16 protein-coding genes are annotated in these 17116 nt (G+C 60.5%); 1 reads left to right on the top strand and 15 read right to left on the bottom strand.

Annotation, left to right across the window (positions count from 1 at the left end; genetic code table 11):
- Nucleotides 1–7 precede the first annotated feature (7 nt).
- The 14 genes from DU490_RS04200 to DU490_RS04135 form a co-directional block, all read right to left on the bottom strand.
- Nucleotides 8–2032: a sigma-54-dependent Fis family transcriptional regulator gene (locus DU490_RS04200; protein ID WP_114573086.1), complete on the bottom strand. Its 2025-nt coding sequence runs from the start codon at nucleotides 2030–2032 to the stop codon at nucleotides 8–10.
- Nucleotides 2033–2237: 205 nt separating this feature from the next.
- A complete protein-coding gene (locus DU490_RS04195) occupies nucleotides 2238–2972 on the bottom strand; it encodes a hypothetical protein (protein WP_114573085.1) in 735 nt (244 codons plus the stop codon).
- 120 nt (nucleotides 2973–3092) lie between these two features.
- Nucleotides 3093–3395, bottom strand: a complete 303-nt coding sequence (locus tag DU490_RS04190) for a biotin/lipoyl-containing protein (RefSeq protein ID WP_114573084.1) — start codon at nucleotides 3393–3395, stop codon at nucleotides 3093–3095.
- On the bottom strand, nucleotides 3392–4402 hold the full coding sequence (locus DU490_RS04185; RefSeq protein WP_114573083.1) for an alpha-ketoacid dehydrogenase subunit beta: 1011 nt from the start codon (nucleotides 4400–4402) through the stop codon (nucleotides 3392–3394). Before DU490_RS04185 ends, DU490_RS04190 begins: the two co-directional genes overlap by 4 nt.
- A gap of 9 nt (nucleotides 4403–4411) precedes the next feature.
- Nucleotides 4412–5377: a thiamine pyrophosphate-dependent dehydrogenase E1 component subunit alpha gene (locus DU490_RS04180; protein WP_114573082.1), complete on the bottom strand. Its 966-nt coding sequence runs from the start codon at nucleotides 5375–5377 to the stop codon at nucleotides 4412–4414.
- A gap of 82 nt (nucleotides 5378–5459) precedes the next feature.
- Entirely contained in the window at nucleotides 5460–5843 is a 384-nt protein-coding gene (locus DU490_RS04175) for a VOC family protein (protein WP_114573081.1), read from the bottom strand.
- 45 nt (nucleotides 5844–5888) lie between these two features.
- Complete coding sequence (locus DU490_RS04170; protein ID WP_114573080.1) at nucleotides 5889–6836, bottom strand: 3-hydroxyacyl-CoA dehydrogenase; 948 nt, start codon at nucleotides 6834–6836, stop codon at nucleotides 5889–5891.
- Nucleotides 6837–6885: 49 nt separating this feature from the next.
- Nucleotides 6886–7824 carry an ABC transporter permease gene (locus DU490_RS04165; protein ID WP_114573079.1) on the bottom strand — a complete coding sequence of 313 codons (939 nt, stop codon included), beginning with the start codon at nucleotides 7822–7824 and terminating at the stop codon, nucleotides 6886–6888.
- 77 nt (nucleotides 7825–7901) lie between these two features.
- Nucleotides 7902–9464 carry an ABC transporter substrate-binding protein gene (locus DU490_RS04160; protein WP_181869952.1) on the bottom strand — a complete coding sequence of 521 codons (1563 nt, stop codon included), beginning with the start codon at nucleotides 9462–9464 and terminating at the stop codon, nucleotides 7902–7904.
- A 64-nt stretch (nucleotides 9465–9528) separates the two neighbouring features.
- Nucleotides 9529–10485 carry an ABC transporter permease gene (locus tag DU490_RS04155; protein WP_114573077.1) on the bottom strand — a complete coding sequence of 319 codons (957 nt, stop codon included), beginning with the start codon at nucleotides 10483–10485 and terminating at the stop codon, nucleotides 9529–9531.
- A gap of 11 nt (nucleotides 10486–10496) precedes the next feature.
- Nucleotides 10497–11471, bottom strand: coding sequence for an ABC transporter ATP-binding protein (locus DU490_RS04150; RefSeq protein ID WP_404872830.1), 975 nt, complete (start codon nucleotides 11469–11471; stop codon nucleotides 10497–10499).
- Between the two features lie 38 nt (nucleotides 11472–11509).
- Nucleotides 11510–12529, bottom strand: coding sequence for an ABC transporter ATP-binding protein (locus DU490_RS04145; RefSeq protein WP_114573075.1), 1020 nt, complete (start codon nucleotides 12527–12529; stop codon nucleotides 11510–11512).
- Nucleotides 12530–12592: 63 nt separating this feature from the next.
- The gene (locus DU490_RS04140; RefSeq protein ID WP_114573074.1) at nucleotides 12593–13636 is read right to left on the bottom strand and encodes an NAD(P)-dependent alcohol dehydrogenase; all 1044 of its coding nucleotides are present in this window, start codon (nucleotides 13634–13636) and stop codon (nucleotides 12593–12595) included.
- A gap of 201 nt (nucleotides 13637–13837) precedes the next feature.
- On the bottom strand, nucleotides 13838–14791 hold the full coding sequence (locus tag DU490_RS04135) for a 2-hydroxyacid dehydrogenase (protein WP_114573073.1): 954 nt from the start codon (nucleotides 14789–14791) through the stop codon (nucleotides 13838–13840).
- Between the two features lie 285 nt (nucleotides 14792–15076).
- On the opposite strand from DU490_RS04135, the gene DU490_RS04130 reads away from it, so the two are divergent.
- Nucleotides 15077–15577 (top strand): porin family protein, encoded by a 501-nt coding sequence (locus DU490_RS04130; protein WP_114573072.1) that lies wholly within the window; start codon nucleotides 15077–15079, stop codon nucleotides 15575–15577.
- 232 nt (nucleotides 15578–15809) lie between these two features.
- Here the strand turns inward: DU490_RS04130 and DU490_RS04125 are convergent, their stop codons facing one another.
- On the bottom strand, nucleotides 15810–17060 hold the full coding sequence (locus tag DU490_RS04125) for a Card1-like endonuclease domain-containing protein (RefSeq protein WP_114573071.1): 1251 nt from the start codon (nucleotides 17058–17060) through the stop codon (nucleotides 15810–15812).
- Nucleotides 17061–17116: the final 56 nt, after the last annotated feature.

Genomic DNA, 17116 nt, shown 5'->3' with positions numbered 1-17116 from the left:
TAGCCGGTCAGCGGGTTTGCTTGAGGTACTTGTAGACCGTGCTGCGCGATACTCCGACTTCCCGCGCCACTTTCGATACGTTGTAGAGGTGCTGCACGCAGGCCCGCTGGATCCGCTCGGCCAGCAAGCGCTGCCTGGCCAGGTGCGTGGACTGACCCGATTCCGGCGTCGAGGATGCCGCAGCCGGCCGCTCCGGGGAGGGCGACGACGCAGGATCCGCCGGTGGCTGGCGATGTGGTTCGGGTATCCCGATCAGATCGGCCATCTCGAAGGTGGCCTGGACCTCCTTGCGGGTGATTTTTTCACCGTCGTTGAGCACGACCATGCGGGTGAGAAAGTTGCGCAGCTCGCGGATATTCCCCGGCCAGTCGTGTTGCAGCAGCTCATCCAGCCCGCAGCGGGTCAGCCTCACCCCGGGGTCGACCTTGGCGAGGATGTACTCGGCCAGGTCCACGAAGTCGGAGCGCTCGCGGATGTTGGGCAGCTGGATCGAGATTGTGCTGAGGCGATAGAACAGGTCGGAGCGGAAGGCACCCATCTGCACGGCTTGCTGAAGGTTGGCATTGGTGGCCGCCACCAACTGAATATCCACCTTGACGTCCTGGGCACCCCCCACCGGGCGGTAGCGACGGGTGTCTAGTACCCGTAGCAGCTTGACCTGGGACGCGAGCGGCAGTTCGCCCAACTCATCCAGGAAGATGGTGCCGCCGTGGGCCTGATGGAAGAGGCCGTCGGCACCACCCTTGCGCGAGCCAGTGTAGGCGCCATCCACGTAGCCGAACAGCTCCGCTTCCACCAGGTTTTCCGGAATGGCACCGCAGTTGACCGGCACGAAATTTCCCGCCCGTCCGCTGGTCTGGTGAATGTGCTTGGCGAAGACCTCCTTGCCGGTGCCGGTCTCCCCGGTGATGAGGATTGGCAGGGAGCGTTTCACGGCATTGGTGAGGTATTTGAGTCGTTCGATCAGGTGGGGATCGTTGGCCACGAAACGAGACCCATGGCAGGGGTCTTGTGCAGTGGAGACGCCGGAGCGGGCGGTAGCCACCTCGGAGTTGTCCTCGCCAAGCGTGGGCGATGGATCTTCCCCCGGCTGGGGCTGAAGGGTATGCGTGGTCTGCAGGCGGTTGGTATTCTCGATGGTCAGAAAATAGTGGCTTCCCACATGGTCCGCCACCATGACCTCCCCCTCGGCCAGCACCCGGTCGATTACAGTGCCGAAGGGAGTGGTGAAGATGTCGTTGAAATGATTGCCCTCCGCAAGCTGCATACCATCCAGGATGAACAGGGCTTGTCGGTTGGCGGCCAGCAGCTGGCCACTGGTGTCCAGGGCAATCAGGCCCGCACTCACCGTATAGCGGTACTCGCGCCGGCTGTGGAAGGAGAGGATCAGCTGATCTTGATAGTGATCGCGGAAATACCCCATCTCGATAGTCTTGGCGGAGAAGTTCACCAGTGCCAGGGTGTGGGGCGGCCGCGGGCAGGAGTCCGATGAGGCATCGAGAATGGCGATGATGCGCCCGGCAGGGTCGAAAACCGGCGCCGCCGCGCAGGTCAGAGTCTTGTAGCGGTCCAGATAGTGCTCGCCGGCATGCACCAGCACCGGGTGCCGGGCCAGCGCACAGGTACCCAGCGCATTGGTGCCCTGCAGCGATTCGCGCCACAGTGAACCGAGCCGGATATTGCGCTCGCGGGCCACGCGCTTGAAGTCTTGATCGGCCCGGGCATCCATGATCAAGCCATTTTCATTGGCCAATGCCACGGCGAAGCGCGTGCCGGCGATCTGGCCGTAGAGCAGGTCGAGTTCGGCGCGGGCGATGCGACGAATGACGTCGAGGCGCTCGCGCTCCTGGCGCAGCTCCACCTGGCTGACGTAATCCAGGTCGGGCTGATCGCTGGGTGACAGGCCAGCCTCACGGCACCGCTCCCAGGAGCGCTCGATCAGTTCCTGCTGCGACAGACCTCGTGCCGCAAGCTTGCTCGTTGAGCCGCTGGAAATAAGCGACAGCCGCTCGCTATCATCCGCGAAAAGCATGGCGTGCTCCTCTTCACTGGGCAGCACAACAGCCGACTGCCCAATATCTTTGTTATTATGTAACAATACATAGAAGGGTTTGCTCTTGGGAAGTTAACCATGCATGAAGTTTAGGTGTATACGTAAGATATTTGCCATGTCATGTGTTTGTAATATCCCTTTTATCGCATCATCGTCTTATTGATCCGCCCACGACATACTCGAATTACCTAAGTGGCATCGGTGCTTGGTCCCCTTCAGTGCCAACGGAGAAAACATCGTACTCCCGGGTGCCTGACTCTTTCTGTCCGGTAATCCCTACCCAGCCGTTGGCGCCCACGTGCTCCGGCTCGATATCCTCCACGTCGTAGTGCCACCAGTCCGGCTCTGTCTCGCCGTCCCGCCATGCTCTGGCCTTCACCTGCAGCGCACCGTCAACCGCCTCGACGCGAACGCGCAGCCAGCACCAGGCGTTGGGCTCCCAGGGAAAGAAGCTCTCTCCCCAGATTCGCGCCACGCCATGGGGCCGCTCGGGGCCACGTTGGGCTTCACCCTCCGGGTTATAGACGATAAGGAACAGGGTCTGGCGTTGTTCGAGCTTGGGCGCTTCGTGCATCACCAGGCCATGATTGGCGCCCTTGAACAATTCGCAGGTCACGCCCTGCTCGGTACCACGTACGCCTTCGCCATCGCCCCGCACGATGACCCCAAGCCGCGCATCGCCGCTGGTGCTGCGCATGCGGGTCAGCACCTCATAGCTCGCGGCTCCCCGAGGCACCCGCTCCCAGGCCCAGGCGCGTCGGTTATTGGTATTTATCTGATGCCTCAGCAGCTTGCCACCGATGGCATCTGGCGCTTCCAGGACCTCGATTCGATGCTCACCGGGAATCCAGGCATCTCGCCAGTCGGCCGGCGCCTCGCCGGTGGGGTAGTCGGAAAAATCTGTCAGATATTGCGCCATGGCGTCAGTGTCCTAATTGCTGGCAGGAAAAGACCTGCAGAGGGAAAAACCCTGCCACAGCTGGAATGGCGCGATGGCAGGTTCAGGTCTGAAACAGCTGACTCGCTGTCGACCACGACATCAGGGCGCGTCGAACGCCTCAATGAATCGATCGATCTCGTCATCGCCGACGTCCGCCTCGGCAATGATGCCGAACAGGGCGCCTACCTTTATCTCGTCGCCCTCCTTGGCGAGCCGGCGGCGCAGTACACCGCTGGCTGGCGCTTCAAAGGTGTTGTTGATCTTCTCGGTCTCGATGTCGACGATCTCGTCGCCACGCGACACTTCGGCACCCTCTTCGACGTGCCAGGTGGAAATGCAGCCATCCTGCATCGACAGGCCCCATTTGGGCAGCGTCAGGGCAGTAATTCGTTCCGACATCATGCACCCTCTACCAGTGACCGGGCCGTATCGCGGATGCGCTCAACGGACGGGATGTAGTGGGCTTCCAGTGCCGGTGAGAACGGCACGGGCGTATGCGGGGGCGAGACCAGGCGTATCGGTCCCTTGAGCGCGTCGAAGGCCTGCTCCGCCACCAGCGCCGAGATATCGGTGCCGATATTGCAGCGCGGCGAGGCCTCGTCGACTACCACCAGGCGACCGGTGCGACGCACGCTGGTCAGAATTGCTTCTTCGTCTAGCGGCGACGTGGTGCGGGGGTCGAGCACCGTGCAGTGAATGCCTTGGTCGGCGAGTTGGTCGGCTGCTTCATTGGCCAGCTTCACCATGCGCCCGAGGGCCACGATGGTCACGTCATCACCTTCGCGGGTGAGGTTCGCCTCTCCGAAGGGGATCGTATAGGGCTCATCGGGGACTTCGCCCTTGTCGTCATACAGGAACTTGTGTTCAAAGAAGATGACCGGGTCGTCATCGCGGATCGCCTGGGTCAGCAGACCCTTGGCGTCATGTGGCGAGGAAGGGATCACCACCTTGATGCCCGGCACATGGGTGAAGATGGGGTAGAGACACTGGCTATGCTGTGCTGCCGCACTCAAGCCGGCGCCATACATGGTGCGAATCACCATTGGGGTCTTGGCCTTGCCACCGAACATGTAGCGGAACTTCGCCGCCTGGTTCAGCACCTGGTCGAAGCAGGTTCCCATGAAATCCACGAACATTAGCTCGGCGACCGGGCGCGTACCGGTGGCCGCTGCTCCCGCTGCCGCCCCGATATAGGCCATCTCGCTGATCGGGGTATCCATGACGCGCTCGCGACCGAATTCCGGTGCCAGCCCCTTGGTCACCCCCAGTACGCCCCCCCAGGCATCCTGGTCACCCGGGGCGCCCATGCCACCGACGATATCCTCGCCGATCACGAAGACCGTGGGATCGCGACGCATCTCGTCGCGCAGCGCCTCGTTGATCGCTTGGCGATAACTTTTTCTGGACATGATGCCCCCTCAATAGGATACGTAGACGTTGGTGTGGAGATCCTCTTCCCGCGGCGGCTCGGCCTGGCGGGCATCGTCTACCGATTGCTTGATCAGTGAGGCGATCTCAGCGTCGATCTGCTCGAGGTCCGAATCGGCTATGCCGTGCTCGCTGGTCAAGTCGTTACGGAAGCGAACCAGGCAATCCTTGGTATCCTTGACCTTGTCCAGTTCCCCCTTGCCACGATAGGTGGTGGCATCGCCCTCGAAGTGGCCATAGTAGCGATAGAGCTTGATATGCAGAAGCTGGGGCCCGTCGCCGCTGCGCGCCTTGTCGATCGCTGCCCCCGCCGCCTGGTGGACGTCGAAGAAGTCAAAGCCATCTACCAGGGTGGTGGGGATATCGAAGCCTGCGGCACGTTTTGTCATGCTGCCGGCTACCGACCAGGCGCTGGCGGTGGCCTGCCCGTACTCGTTGTCTTCGATGGCAAAGATCACCGGCAGGTTGAAGACCTTGGCCATGTTCATGGCCTCCATGGTCGAGCCCTCATTGATGGCGCCGTCGCCCAGAAAGGAGACCACCACGCCATTGGTCTTCAGCATTCTGGCGCTGAAGGCTGCGCCACAGGCCAGTGGCGGGCCACCGCCGACGATGCCGTTGGCACCCATCATGCCCTTGTCGAGGTCGGCTATGTGCATGGACCCACCCTTGCCCAGGCACAGGCCGGTTCGCTTGCCATAGAGCTCAGCCATCATGGCGGGAACGTCGCAGCCCTTGGCGATGGCATGCCCGTGACCCCGGTGGGTGCTGGTGATGTAGTCCGCATCGTTGAGATGCAGGCATATACCGACGCCGGACGCCTCCTCGCCTGCATAGAGGTGGGCAAAGCCGGGGATTTCGCCTTTGGCAAAGACCTCATGCACCTTCTCCTCGAAGGCGCGGATGGTGGCCATGCTCCGGTAAGCGGTCAGCAGGGTTTGTTTGTCGAGCTGCATACTAGGTCCTCTTGTCATGGCCACCCCTGTGGAGTGGCCACCTTGTTGTCAGCCGAGACGACAGGCTCGAGGGGAACAGCCATCAGGCCATTTGCGGCATCTCCCGAAGCTCCAGCTTGTAGCCCGTCGGGTCGACGGCAAAGGCGATGCGCATCCCGTTCTGCATGGTCTTGGGCGATAGCGAGAACTCGACGCCACGCGACTTCCACTCTTCATAGGTGTCGTCGACGCTGACCACATCGAAGGCCATGTGACCGTAGCCGTCGCCGAGGTCATAGGAGCGGCCGTCATGGTTGTAGGTCAGTTCGATCTCATGGCCGCTGTTGGGCTCGCGCAGGAAGGCGATGGTGGCATCGTTGCCGGGCAGTTCCTCCCTGGCCACGAGCTCCAGTCCGATCTTCTGGGTATAGAAGTCGATGGACTCGTCGAGGTTTTCCACGCGGATCATGGTGTGTACCAGTCGCATTGCTTGCTCCTCATGTGGATTGCAGTAGCGGCAGGGAATTGGCCACTACTTGATATTCTCGTTGGCCCACTTCTTGTGCACCGCCAGGGCCATCAGCCGGCGGTCACGCCATTGCTGACGTGCCTTGTGCTGGTCCATCGGCACCCGCTCGCGAAAATTCTTGTCGATGTAGTCCAGCAGCGGGCCGGCCCAGGGCACCAGGTCGCGCTGCTCCATGGCGATGTTGCGGTTCATGGCCTCATATTTTTCGGCGTACTCCTTGAAGCCGTTGGGCGCATTGAGATCGCCAACTTCCAGTGGACCGATGAACGACCACCTCTGGCTGATGCCTTCCGACATCGCCTTATCCACATCTTCGGGAGACACCACACCCATCGCGACAAGGCGAAATGCCTCCTGGAGAATCGGCGATTGGAAGCGATTCATGATGAAGCCAGTGACCTCCTTGTGCAGGGTAATGGGTGACATGCCCATCGCTTCGAGGCGCTCGCGGGTCTTCTGGGTAACCTCAGGGTCTGTCCAGGGAGCAGGAACCAGCTCGAGAATCGTCACCACATAGGGCGGGTTGGTGGGATGGACGATCATGCAGCGGTGACGGCCCTCGAGTTCCTCGGTGAACTTGGAGGTCACGATGGAAGAGGACGAGCTGGCCAGTACGGCATCCTTGGGAGCGATCTTGTCGAGCGTGGCGAACAGCTCACGCTTGAGCTCCAGCACTTCCGGAGCGTTTTCCTGGACATGGATCGCCCCTTCAACGGCTTCCTCCATGGTCTTGACCGGGATCATCCGGCTCATCACATCATCGGTGGTGCGACCGTTGAGCAGACCATTCTGCTCAAGGTCGGCCACCGTCTCGCGCATCAGCGGGATGGCTTTCTCTGCCACGCCATCCGTGGGGTCATAAAGGGTGACTTCGTAGCCACCACGCGAAAAGCAGATGGCAAAGGCACGTCCGATAATGCCGCTTCCGATCATTGCTACACGTTCCGCCATGATCTTTCTCCTTGGTCTGTCTTGTGGTTGTTTGACGCTTCGGATCCGTTCAACGATTCACGACCCTAGGATCCAGCAGGGTATAGAGCATGTCGGCCAGCAGATTGAGGCCAATGTAGAGTGCTGCGACAGTCGTCAGGCCTGCCGCCACGACGGGAATGTCGAGCATGCGGATGGAATCCATCAGCAGGCGCCCGAAGCCGGGCCAGGCAAAGACGGTCTCGATGACCATGGAACCGGCGAGGATCCAGCCAAACTGCAGGGCATAGAGAGTGATGTAGGGAATCAGTGCATTGCGCAGGGCGTGCACGTATATGACCTTGGTTTCGCTGAGCCCCTTGGCGCGCGCCGTGCGCACATAATCCTCGTTGATCACCTCCAACACGGTGGAGCGCATCATCCGGGTCAGGTAGGCCATGGGCATCAACGACAGGATGATCATGGGCATCAGGATGTGGCGGGACTGCACCAGGATCGACGAGCCGGGATCGGCGCGGCCGGATGAGGGCAGGATGCCCAGGTAGGACGAGAAGAACAGGATGGCCATGATGCCGACCCAGAAGTTGGGAGCGGCCTGACCGATCAGGGCAGTGAAACGGGCCACATAGTCGATCCAGGAGTTGCGATGTACGGCGCTGATCACTCCGACGGGGATCGAAACGAGAGCGGCGAGAAACATGGCGGGAAGGGCCAGTTCCGCAGAGCGCAGCAGGCGTTCACCGATGATCGGCACGACATCGACCCGGTGACGGTAGGAAACGCCGAAGTCCAGCTGTACGGCACTGCGCATGAATTCGAAGTATTGCACGATCAGCGGGCGATCGAAGCCTAGCGAAACCCGGTAGGCTTCCAGGACCTCTGCCGACGCATCGGGGCCGACATACATCAGCGCCGGATCACCGATGACGAACATCATCAGAAAGGCCAGGGTCAGGGCAGCCAGGATCACGATCAGGCCCTGCACCAGGCGGTTGGCTAAATAGAACATCGAAGGCGCTCCCGGAAATCTGTCTTGTTATGGTGACCATGGGGCAACCGGCCAGAGGCCGGCTGACCCATGACGGGTTACTCCTTTACGTAAATGGAGGCCCAGTCTTCCAGCAGCATTGACGGATGCGGGTAGTAGCCACCGATACGCTCATTGAGCCCCATGGGGATTGGCATCAGGTAGGTGTAGAGCCACGGCGGATCCTCGTGGAGGATCTCCTGCATGGCATAGTTGAGCTCCTGGCGACGGTGCTCATCGATGGTCGAGGAGAGCTCCTCATACATCTCCTCCCACTCCTGGTAGCGATCGCTGTAGGTGGCCCAGTGGGTGGAGTTGGTCTGACGGCCATCGTGCACCGCCCACATGTCGGTCTCCGGCGTATTCTCTGCGGCCGACCAGGCGAACGCATGCACGCTCAAAGTCCGCTGTGCCCAACGCTCACGAACCACGCTCCAGTCGAGCTGACGCACTTCGCCGACGTTCACACCGATCGCGCTCCAGTAGGCTGCGGCGATCTCGGCGTAGTTGAAGGATTCGGGCGTCATGACATCGATGGTGTCGATGGTGAAGCCCTGCGGGTAACCCGCCTCGGCGAGCAGTTCCATCGCTTTTTCGAGGTCGAACGGGTACGGCTCCAGGTCAGGATTGACATTAGGCGGGTTGACCACGTTGACCATCTGCAGATCCTGATTGCCGAAGGCCAGAGCATCAATCATCTCTTCACGGTTGATGGCGTAGTTCAGCGCCTGACGGACACGTGGATCGCGCAGTTCCTCGTACATGTCCATGTTCAAGCCGAGCATGCCACGCACCAGGCTAGGTCCGACGATGGTGGTCACCCCATCGGCATTTTCAGCCGAATCGACCAGGTCGGGCCGCAGGCGAATGATATCGACATTGCCGTCGATCAGTTCGGCCAGCGCCGTCGATTCCTCGGGAATATTGCGGAAGACCAACTGCTCGACGTTGCTGTTGTCGTGCCAGCCCCAGTAGTCATCATGGCGATCGAGGATCACTCGGTCATCGGCGCGATATTCGTTCAGGCTGAACGGCCCTGTACCCATCGGCTGGAAACGCATGTCATCGATCTCGCCGATGGCTTGGTAGTGCCCCGGTTCCATGATGAAGGCCCCGTTGCGCGAAAGCTGGCTGGGCAGGATTGGCGCCGGCTCGGTGGTATGGATGATCACCTCGTGGTCGTTGACGATCTCCACATGGTCGATGGGTACATCCAGGAACTTGTCCCCGCTGGGGAAGCCCTCTTCGTGTACCCGCTCGATGCTGTACTTGACGGCCGCGGCGGTGAAGGGCTCGCCGTTGTGGAAGGTCACACCCTCGCGTAACTTGAAGCGCCAGGCATTCTCACCTTCTACTGGCTCCCACTCGGTGGCCAGAGCCGGGCGCAGGCCGCTCCTTTCCCCTTCGGGAGCCCGGGCATCGAAGTCCCAGACGAGAGGCTCGAAGAGCGCCTTCGAGACCATCTGCTCCGAATAGTTGACGTTCATCACCGGGTCTCCGATGACGTCGATGGTTTCGTAGAGCACATAGGTGACGGTATTGGCCTGGACCGCACTGGCGATCGCGGTGAGCGCCAGTGACGGTAGCAGGGCCCGGCGTATTATCTTGGATGGCATTTTCATTGTTGTCTCCAGACTGTTTGGCGTGTTTTGGCGTGTTGTGTGTATAACCTTGTAGTTAAGACTCCTATTCCGCTTTGACATCGAAGTGATCCCGCACCCAATCCCCGAGAAGATTGAAAGCGAGGACGGTGAACGTAATGGCCAGACCAGGGAAGAAGGCGAACCACCAGTTGCGCAGCATGATGTTTCGCGCATCGGCGATCATGTTTCCCCATGTGGGAATCGCCGGGGGAATCCCCAGACCGAAGAAGCTCAGTGACGCTTCGTAATAGATGGCGATGGCCAGGGTGAAGCTGGCCACCACCAGCATGGATGCCAGTGCATTAGGGAGCACATGCTTGAAGATCAGGCGCATATTGCCGGCACCCAGCGCCCGTGAGGCTTGAACGTATTCTGTTTCCCTGACCTTGATGACTTCAGAACGCACGATACGCGCGTAATAGGCCCACTGGGTGAGCGCAATCACGAAGATCAACTCGACGACGCCAGAGCCGATCAGGGCCATGACGATCAGGCCGATCAGCAGGCTGGGGAAGGCCAGTTGCAGGTCGGCGAGGCGCATGATCACAGCGTCCATCCAGCTGCCGAAGAAGCCGCTGATCAGTCCCATGAAGATGCCCACCAGACCGCTGACGATAACTGCCGAAATGGCGACGACCAGGGTCATCTGGGAGGCGAAGATCAGGCGGCTGAGGATGTCGCGGCCGAGGGCATCGGTCCCCAGCAGATAGATGGGATTGGAGTTAGAAGCTGACCAAACCGGCCAGAGCATACGATTGCCGATGTCGATCCCCTGTGGGTCATGTGGCGCGATCCATTGGGCAGTCAATGCGATGAAAATCATCAAGAGTAGAAAAATGGCTGATCCGAATGCCGCCTTGGACCGATACAGGGATCGCAAGGCAGCCTTCCACATGCTGCGCCTGGCGGCGACGACCTGCGTGTCCTTTCTCTCGCCTGAGGGTGGTTGTTGGGATGCTTCAGCGGTTGTTGTCATTGTCTTGACTCCCGTTCGTTTCATTCCGGCTTTAATCAGCGATGTATGCAGGCCTTGAAATGCCCTGGACTCGTTTCTTCCAGCGGCGGCACGACCTCGGCACACTCCTTGGTGGCTATCGGGCAGCGGGTACGGAACACGCAGCCGGAGGGTGGGCTGATCGGGCTGGGAATGTCCCCCTTGAGGATGATGCGAGTCTTGTCGTCGCGGCGACGCGGGTCGGGGATCGGCATCGCCGAGAGCAGCGACTGAGTGTATGGATGGGTAGGGTTGGCATAGAGCTTGCCGGCCGGCGCCATCTCCATGACCCTGCCCAGATAGAGCACGATGACCTTGTCGCAGGCATGCTCGACCACGCCCAGGTCGTGGGAGATCATCAGCATGGAGAAGTTGTATTCCTCCTTGAGATCCTGAAGCAGGTTCAGTACCTGGGCCTGGACCGACACGTCCAAGGCTGAGACCGGTTCGTCGGCGACCAGCAGCTGAGGACTGACCGCCAGGGCCCGGGCAATGCCGATGCGCTGGCGCTGTCCACCGGAAAACTCGTGGGGGTGGCGGTTGACGTGGGCGGCGCCCAGGCCAACCGTTTCGAGCAGCTTGGCGATGCGCTCGTTACGCTCGGCCATGCTGTACATGCGGTGGACATCCAGGCCTTCGCGAATGATAGGGCCGACCTTCATCCGCGGGTTGAGGCTGCCGTAGGGGTCCTGGAAGATGATCTGGATGGCCTTGCGCATGGCCATCAGCTCCTTGCCTTCTGCCGTGGCCACGTCGGTTTCACCGAACTCCATGCTGCCCGAGGTGGGGTCGATCAGGCGCATGATCATGCGCCCGATGGTGGTCTTGCCAGAGCCGGATTCGCCGACCAGGCCCACCACTTCCCCCTTGTTGACGGTAAAGGAGACGTCGTCGATGGCCTTGACCACGCGCTGGTTCTTCTTGAAAAAGGTCTTGCCGACCGGAAAATATTTCTTCAGGTTCGATACGCGTAGTACCACGTCATCCGGCAAGGCACCGATTTCCTGCTTAAGCGCGGTATTTCCCATGATCAAGACCTCCCCGCCTGAGCGTCATTTTCGATTTCCTTCCAGCGCACGCAGCGCACCCGATGGTCACCGCCGATCGACTCCAGCGGCGGAACATTTTTCGTACAGATATCCTTGGCGTATTGACAGCGAGGCTCGAAACTGCAGCCCGGCGGCAGGTCGAGTGGGCTGGGCACATTGCCGGGGATCGCCACCAGGCGATCCTTCTTGCCCTGCTTGTTACCCGCCCAGGAGGGAATGGAGTTGAGCAGACCCTTGGTGTAGGGCATGGTCGGCCGCTCGTAGAGATCGAAGACGCCGGATTCCTCGACGGCGCGGCCGGTATACATCACCACCACGCGGTCGGCCATCTCCGCGACTACGGCCAGGTCATGGGTGATAAACAGGATGCTGGTGCCGATCTCCTTCTGCAGGTTGCGCATCAGGTCGAGGATCTGGGCCTGGATGGTCACATCCAGCGCCGTGGTTGGCTCATCGGCGATCAGCAGCCGTGGATTGCATGACAGGGCGATGGCAATCATGACACGTTGGCGCATGCCGCCTGAGAGCTGATGGGGATACTCCTTGGCACGCTGGGCCGGCTCGGGAATGCTGACCAGGTCGAGCATTTCGATGGCCCGGTTCCAAGCCGCCTTCTTGTCGAGTTTCTGGTGCAGGGCTACTGCTTCGGCGATCTGGTAACCACAGGTGAACACCGGGTTGAGACTGGTCATCGGCTCCTGGAAGATCATCGAGATGCGATTGCCACGCAGCGCCTGGCGCTTCTGCTTCTCCATCTTGACCAGGTCATCGCCTTCGAACAGCATCTCGCCCCCGGCCACATAGCCCTTGCCCTTGGGCAACAGATCCATGATCGCCAGGCTGGTGACCGATTTGCCGGACCCGGACTCACCCACCACGGCCAGGGTCTCGCCTTCATTGATATCGAAACTGACGCCGTCCACGGCAGGCACGATGCCGTCGTCGGTCTTGAAGTGGACCTGCAGGTCCTTGACGCTGAGAAGCGGTTTGTTTGCTGTCATCGGTAAGTGCTCTCACTAGCAAGAGAAATGTCGCGACCCGCCAGGGCAGGCCACTGAAAAGGGCTAGGGAATCAGGACGGCACGTCCTGGCACTCTTCCATGATGCAGGTCATGAAGCGCCTGGTTGGCGTCTTTCAGGGCGTACTCGCGGGTGGCCAGTTCCACGGCGCCACGGTCGGCCAGGGCCATCAGCTCGACGAGTTCCGGGTAGGTGCCCACCAGATTGCCGATGATGCTCTTCTCGGTGACGACCATGTCGATGGTGGGAATCTCGATCTTGCCGCCATAGCCGATCACGTAATAGCTGCCGTTGGCGCGGGTCATGGCCAGGCCCTTGCTGACCGCATCGCCCTCGCCGACGAAGTCGAGCACCGCCTCGGCGCCATGGCCGTTGGTCAGCGACATCACCGCGTCGACTTCACCGCCGTCGGCCTTGATGGCGTGGTGGGCACCGCCTGACTCGGCCAGTTTCAGGGCACTCTCGGCACGATCGATGGCGATGATCTCGGCTCCGCACAGCGCCGCCAGGACCTGCACGCCGATATGGCCGAGACCGCCCACCCCCAGCACCACCACCTTCTGGCCGGGCACCAGATGCTGGGCGGCCTTCTTGGCCGCGTGGTAGGCGGTGAGGCCTGCATCGGTGTAGGGCGCAACGTCCTTGGGGGCCAGGCTACCGGGTAGCTTTATCAGCGCCCGCTCGTTCGTGTAGAGGTAGTCGGCGTAACCGCCCTGGGCGTTGATGCCAGGAAAGCTGCTCTCCTCAGCGTGCATGTCATTGCCGCGCCGGCAGGCCAGGCAGTGGCCGTTGGTTGCCAGGGGGTGGCAGATCACCGCGTCGCCCGGCTTGACGCTGGTGACGCCGGGGCCTACCTCCTCGACCCAACCGGCATTTTCATGTCCCATCACGAAGGGCAGTTCGATTGGTGCATGCTCGCGCCAGAGCCCTTCGATGATGTGCAGGTCGGTGCGACACACGCCGGCGCCACCGATCCTTACGATGACGTCATCGGCCTTCTCGATCTTGGGGTCCGGCCAATCTTCGTAGGTGACCAGGTCAGAGCGTTCGACCTTCTCGTCGTAGGCATGAAGCACGGCTGCTTTCATGGGTTTCTCCTTGTCATTGTTGTAAGCACGGCATGACGCTATCGAGCCTGTATGGATACTACTGGCAACTCTCATGCCAACTCTTGCATATCAATCGCTTAGCAATATTTTTGTCAATTGTGGTGTTTGGGGGTGTCGAGTTTTTCCAGCCGGAAGGACACATTTGGACAGTTCTGTACAGTGTCGTGAATGTACAGCCGGCTAGTTGCTGACGACGCGAACTGACCGGCCTTGCTGCCAGCCCAGAATATTTTCGACCAATTGTCCGACAATGCGCTGGCGAGCCTCCCTGGCACCCCAGGCGTTGTGAGGGGTCACGATGAGATTGGGTATGTCGCCTGTGAACAGCGGGTTGTCTGCTGCGGGGGGCTCGCCATCGACGACATCGATTCCGGCACCACCGATCTCTCCACGACGCAGGGCCGATGCCAGCGCGGCTTCATTCACCAGCCCTCCGCGTGCGGTATTGATCAGAAGCGCGGTCGGCTTCATGGCAGCCAGTTCGGGGCTGTCGATCAGGCCTTGGGTGGCTTCGTTCAAGGGGCAGTGCAGGCTCACTACATCGGCTAGAGGGAGCAGTTCGCTCAGGGGCTGCCTATCGTCCCCGGAGGTGTTTCCCGGCCTGGCGGCGATCCGCACATGCATACCAAAGGCTTTTGCCAGGTCTGCGACACGACGCCCCAAGGTGCCATGGCCGACGATAACCAGGGTCTTACCGGCGAGTTCCTGAATGGGATAGTCGAGCAGACAGAATTGCGTACTCCGTTGCCAGTCGCCCCGCTTGATGGTCTGGTGATAATCGAGGAGTCGGGTGGAAAGCGCCAGCATCAAGCTGAGGCTGTGCTGGGCCACGGAATCAGTACCATAGCCGCGGCTATTACATACGGTTATATTAAGATCGCGACAGGCATCAAGATCGATATTGTTGACGCCGGTGGCGACGACACAGATCAAGCGTGGTGGGTGGGCTTCCAATGCTTCGCGATCGAGCACCACCTTGTTGACGATGACGATATCCTGACCCTTTAGCCGCTCCTGCACCTGATCTGGTGTGGTTTGTGGGTGCGTCATGAGTTGCTCGACGGAGTTCTCCACGGCTGCCAGGTCGAGGTCGTTGCGGTCAAGTGACTCTCTATCTAGAAAGACAGCTTTCATGCGTACTCCTTGTTTTTGAATGACATCTCGGGCTCGAGAAAATACCTGGTTTACGATCCATGAGCATTTTTTATGCCATGATGCTCAATTAACTGAAAAATAAGGTTTTGCTCTAGTCATTCTTGCTTAGTGAAAAGTCGTGTTGTCGTTAATCGAACAGCAGTTGGGTTGTTGAATTGACAAATCTGAACACTTTCCGGAAACGTTGGGCTTGAACAGCCATGTTTCGTGGGCCACACTTGCTTTGCATGTAAGGAAACGCTGTTTCTTAATTGGAGGTGCTTCATGAAACTGCTAGCCATCCCCGCTGTTCTATTGGTCACCGGCGCCTTCGCAACCGCAGCGCAGGCCCAGTACCAGACACCGATGTTTCCTCAAGGGTATGTCGGTGGCGATGCCATGTTCTGGGATCTCAATCCCGATGGTGCTTCGTCCGCCAACTCGACAGGGCTACGCGTTAGAGGTGGCGCCCAATTCAACGAATTCTTCGCTGCGGAGGCCCATCTCGGCACTGGCGGATCCGATGGTGATGTCGAACTGGACCACCTGATAGGCGCCTACGCCAAGGGCATTGCACCCATTTCCCAGGAATTCCGGCTTTACGGCCTGGTTGGCATGACCGAAGTGGATTTCGACGTGGACCGTGAGAACGGCTTCTCCTATGGAGCCGGCGCCGAGTTCGACGTGGCGCCCAACCTGGCGGTCGGTGCCGACTACATGCGCTACCTGGACGAGTCCGACCACACCTTCGATGCGGCAAGCGTCGGTGTGCGCTTTCGTTTCTGATCGGTGGCCGTCGACCCGCTGGCGGGATCGGCCCGGGTCCCGACGTTGACTCGGGTCCGTATGTAAAACGTTTCTCGCCCCTGTCGCCTGACGGGGGCTTTTTTGTTAGCGGGTTCAGGGCGTTCCACAAGCTCAGGGCTGTCTACACCGCTCAGGGCTGTCTACACCGCTCAGGGCTGTCTACACCGCTCAGGGCTGTCTACACTACACCGCTCAGGGCTGTCTACACCGCTCAGGGCTGTGGCCAGCGGCCAGTCTCCATCCAGTGACGAAGATAGACGGGCAGCTGTTTCAGGTCGTCGCACTCGATCACCGCTACCTCTAGCCCTTGGCTGTGCTGTAGGTCGGTCAGGCGCTGGCGTGAGCGGTCGAATTCTCCGCAGGCCAGCAGCAGGCGGGTACTCGCCAGCCCGGCTGAGTGGTCTAGCAGGTCGTGCAATTGCTTTAGCCCCTGCTGAAGGCAGGCTTCTGGGCCGGGCAGTGTGGTCAGACACTCGATGAACAGCAGTTGGTTGTGGTGCACGGCCAGGCAGTCGGAGACTACGGGTTCGCCGTTGTGATGTCCGCTGAGATCGAGCACATGGGCCCCGCAGCAGGCCTGGTGCAGCCCGACTTCCTGGGCACAGAGCCAGGCGTATTCGGTTAGCCACCCGCCGCCGAGGTAGAGCGCACCCGCCAGGGAGGAAAAGCTTACCCGCTGAGGGTCGGAGCTTGACCACTCGAGCATCCCGGTCGCATTCAACTCGCTCAGCGCGTCAGTACAGGGAAAGTGTGGTACGTGACTCAGCCGCTGCTGGCGGGCGGATGGGGCGAGGCGTGGGCCTTCGCGCGGGTCGGTCGTGACCAGTACGCCGTGCGAACCGTGAACCCGTTCATGGAGCTCGCTCAACAGCCACGCCAGCTTGTCGGTTTGGTGGCCCAGGTAGCGGGTCAGCGTCTTGTGCCGCTTGGCGGCGCTGCGCCAGGCCGGGTTGTCGGACAGCGCCTTGATGCGCTTGCGACCATTGGCCTGCAGGAAGGTATCGACATCGAGCACGGGCTCGATGGCCACGGCCTCCAGCGTCGAAGGGTTTAATCCTGGTCCCATGCGGTAGAGCGCGCCGGCACGGCTATCGACATAGAGCCAGTCGGCCTTGCAGTGGCTCATGGCCTTCTGGAATAGCAGGGCGGTGAGCTTGTCACTGTCGGCAAGGTCATAAGTGACCTCGAGTTCAGCGGTGTCATGTTGTTGCTGAGATAGCCATTGGGCTAAACGAGTGGCGAACTCGCTGAGGCGCTGTGGGTCGCGCTCCGGCATTTTGTCCCACCGATGGATCTCGATATGGGAGGACAGCTCGTGCTGCAGCAGGATCTGCAGCCGCTCGGCGGTCTGTTGCTGCTGCCGTCCGGCAACCAGCACGACCCGCTGGGGTCGAAGCTGCAGCAGGGGGATCAGGCTGGCTTCGGGACGCTCTGTCACTAGCGCTACATGCAGGTGGGGCATTGTCTTGTCCTTCTGCACCGGGTCCTAGGCATTGTCCGAAAACTGGCTGCGCTCGC

The organism is Halomonas sp. DQ26W, assembly GCF_003339685.1.
Lineage (GTDB): Bacteria > Pseudomonadota > Gammaproteobacteria > Pseudomonadales > Halomonadaceae > Halomonas.
Note: the sequence above shows the minus strand (reverse complement) of the source record. Positions and strands in the feature narration are given on the sequence as shown.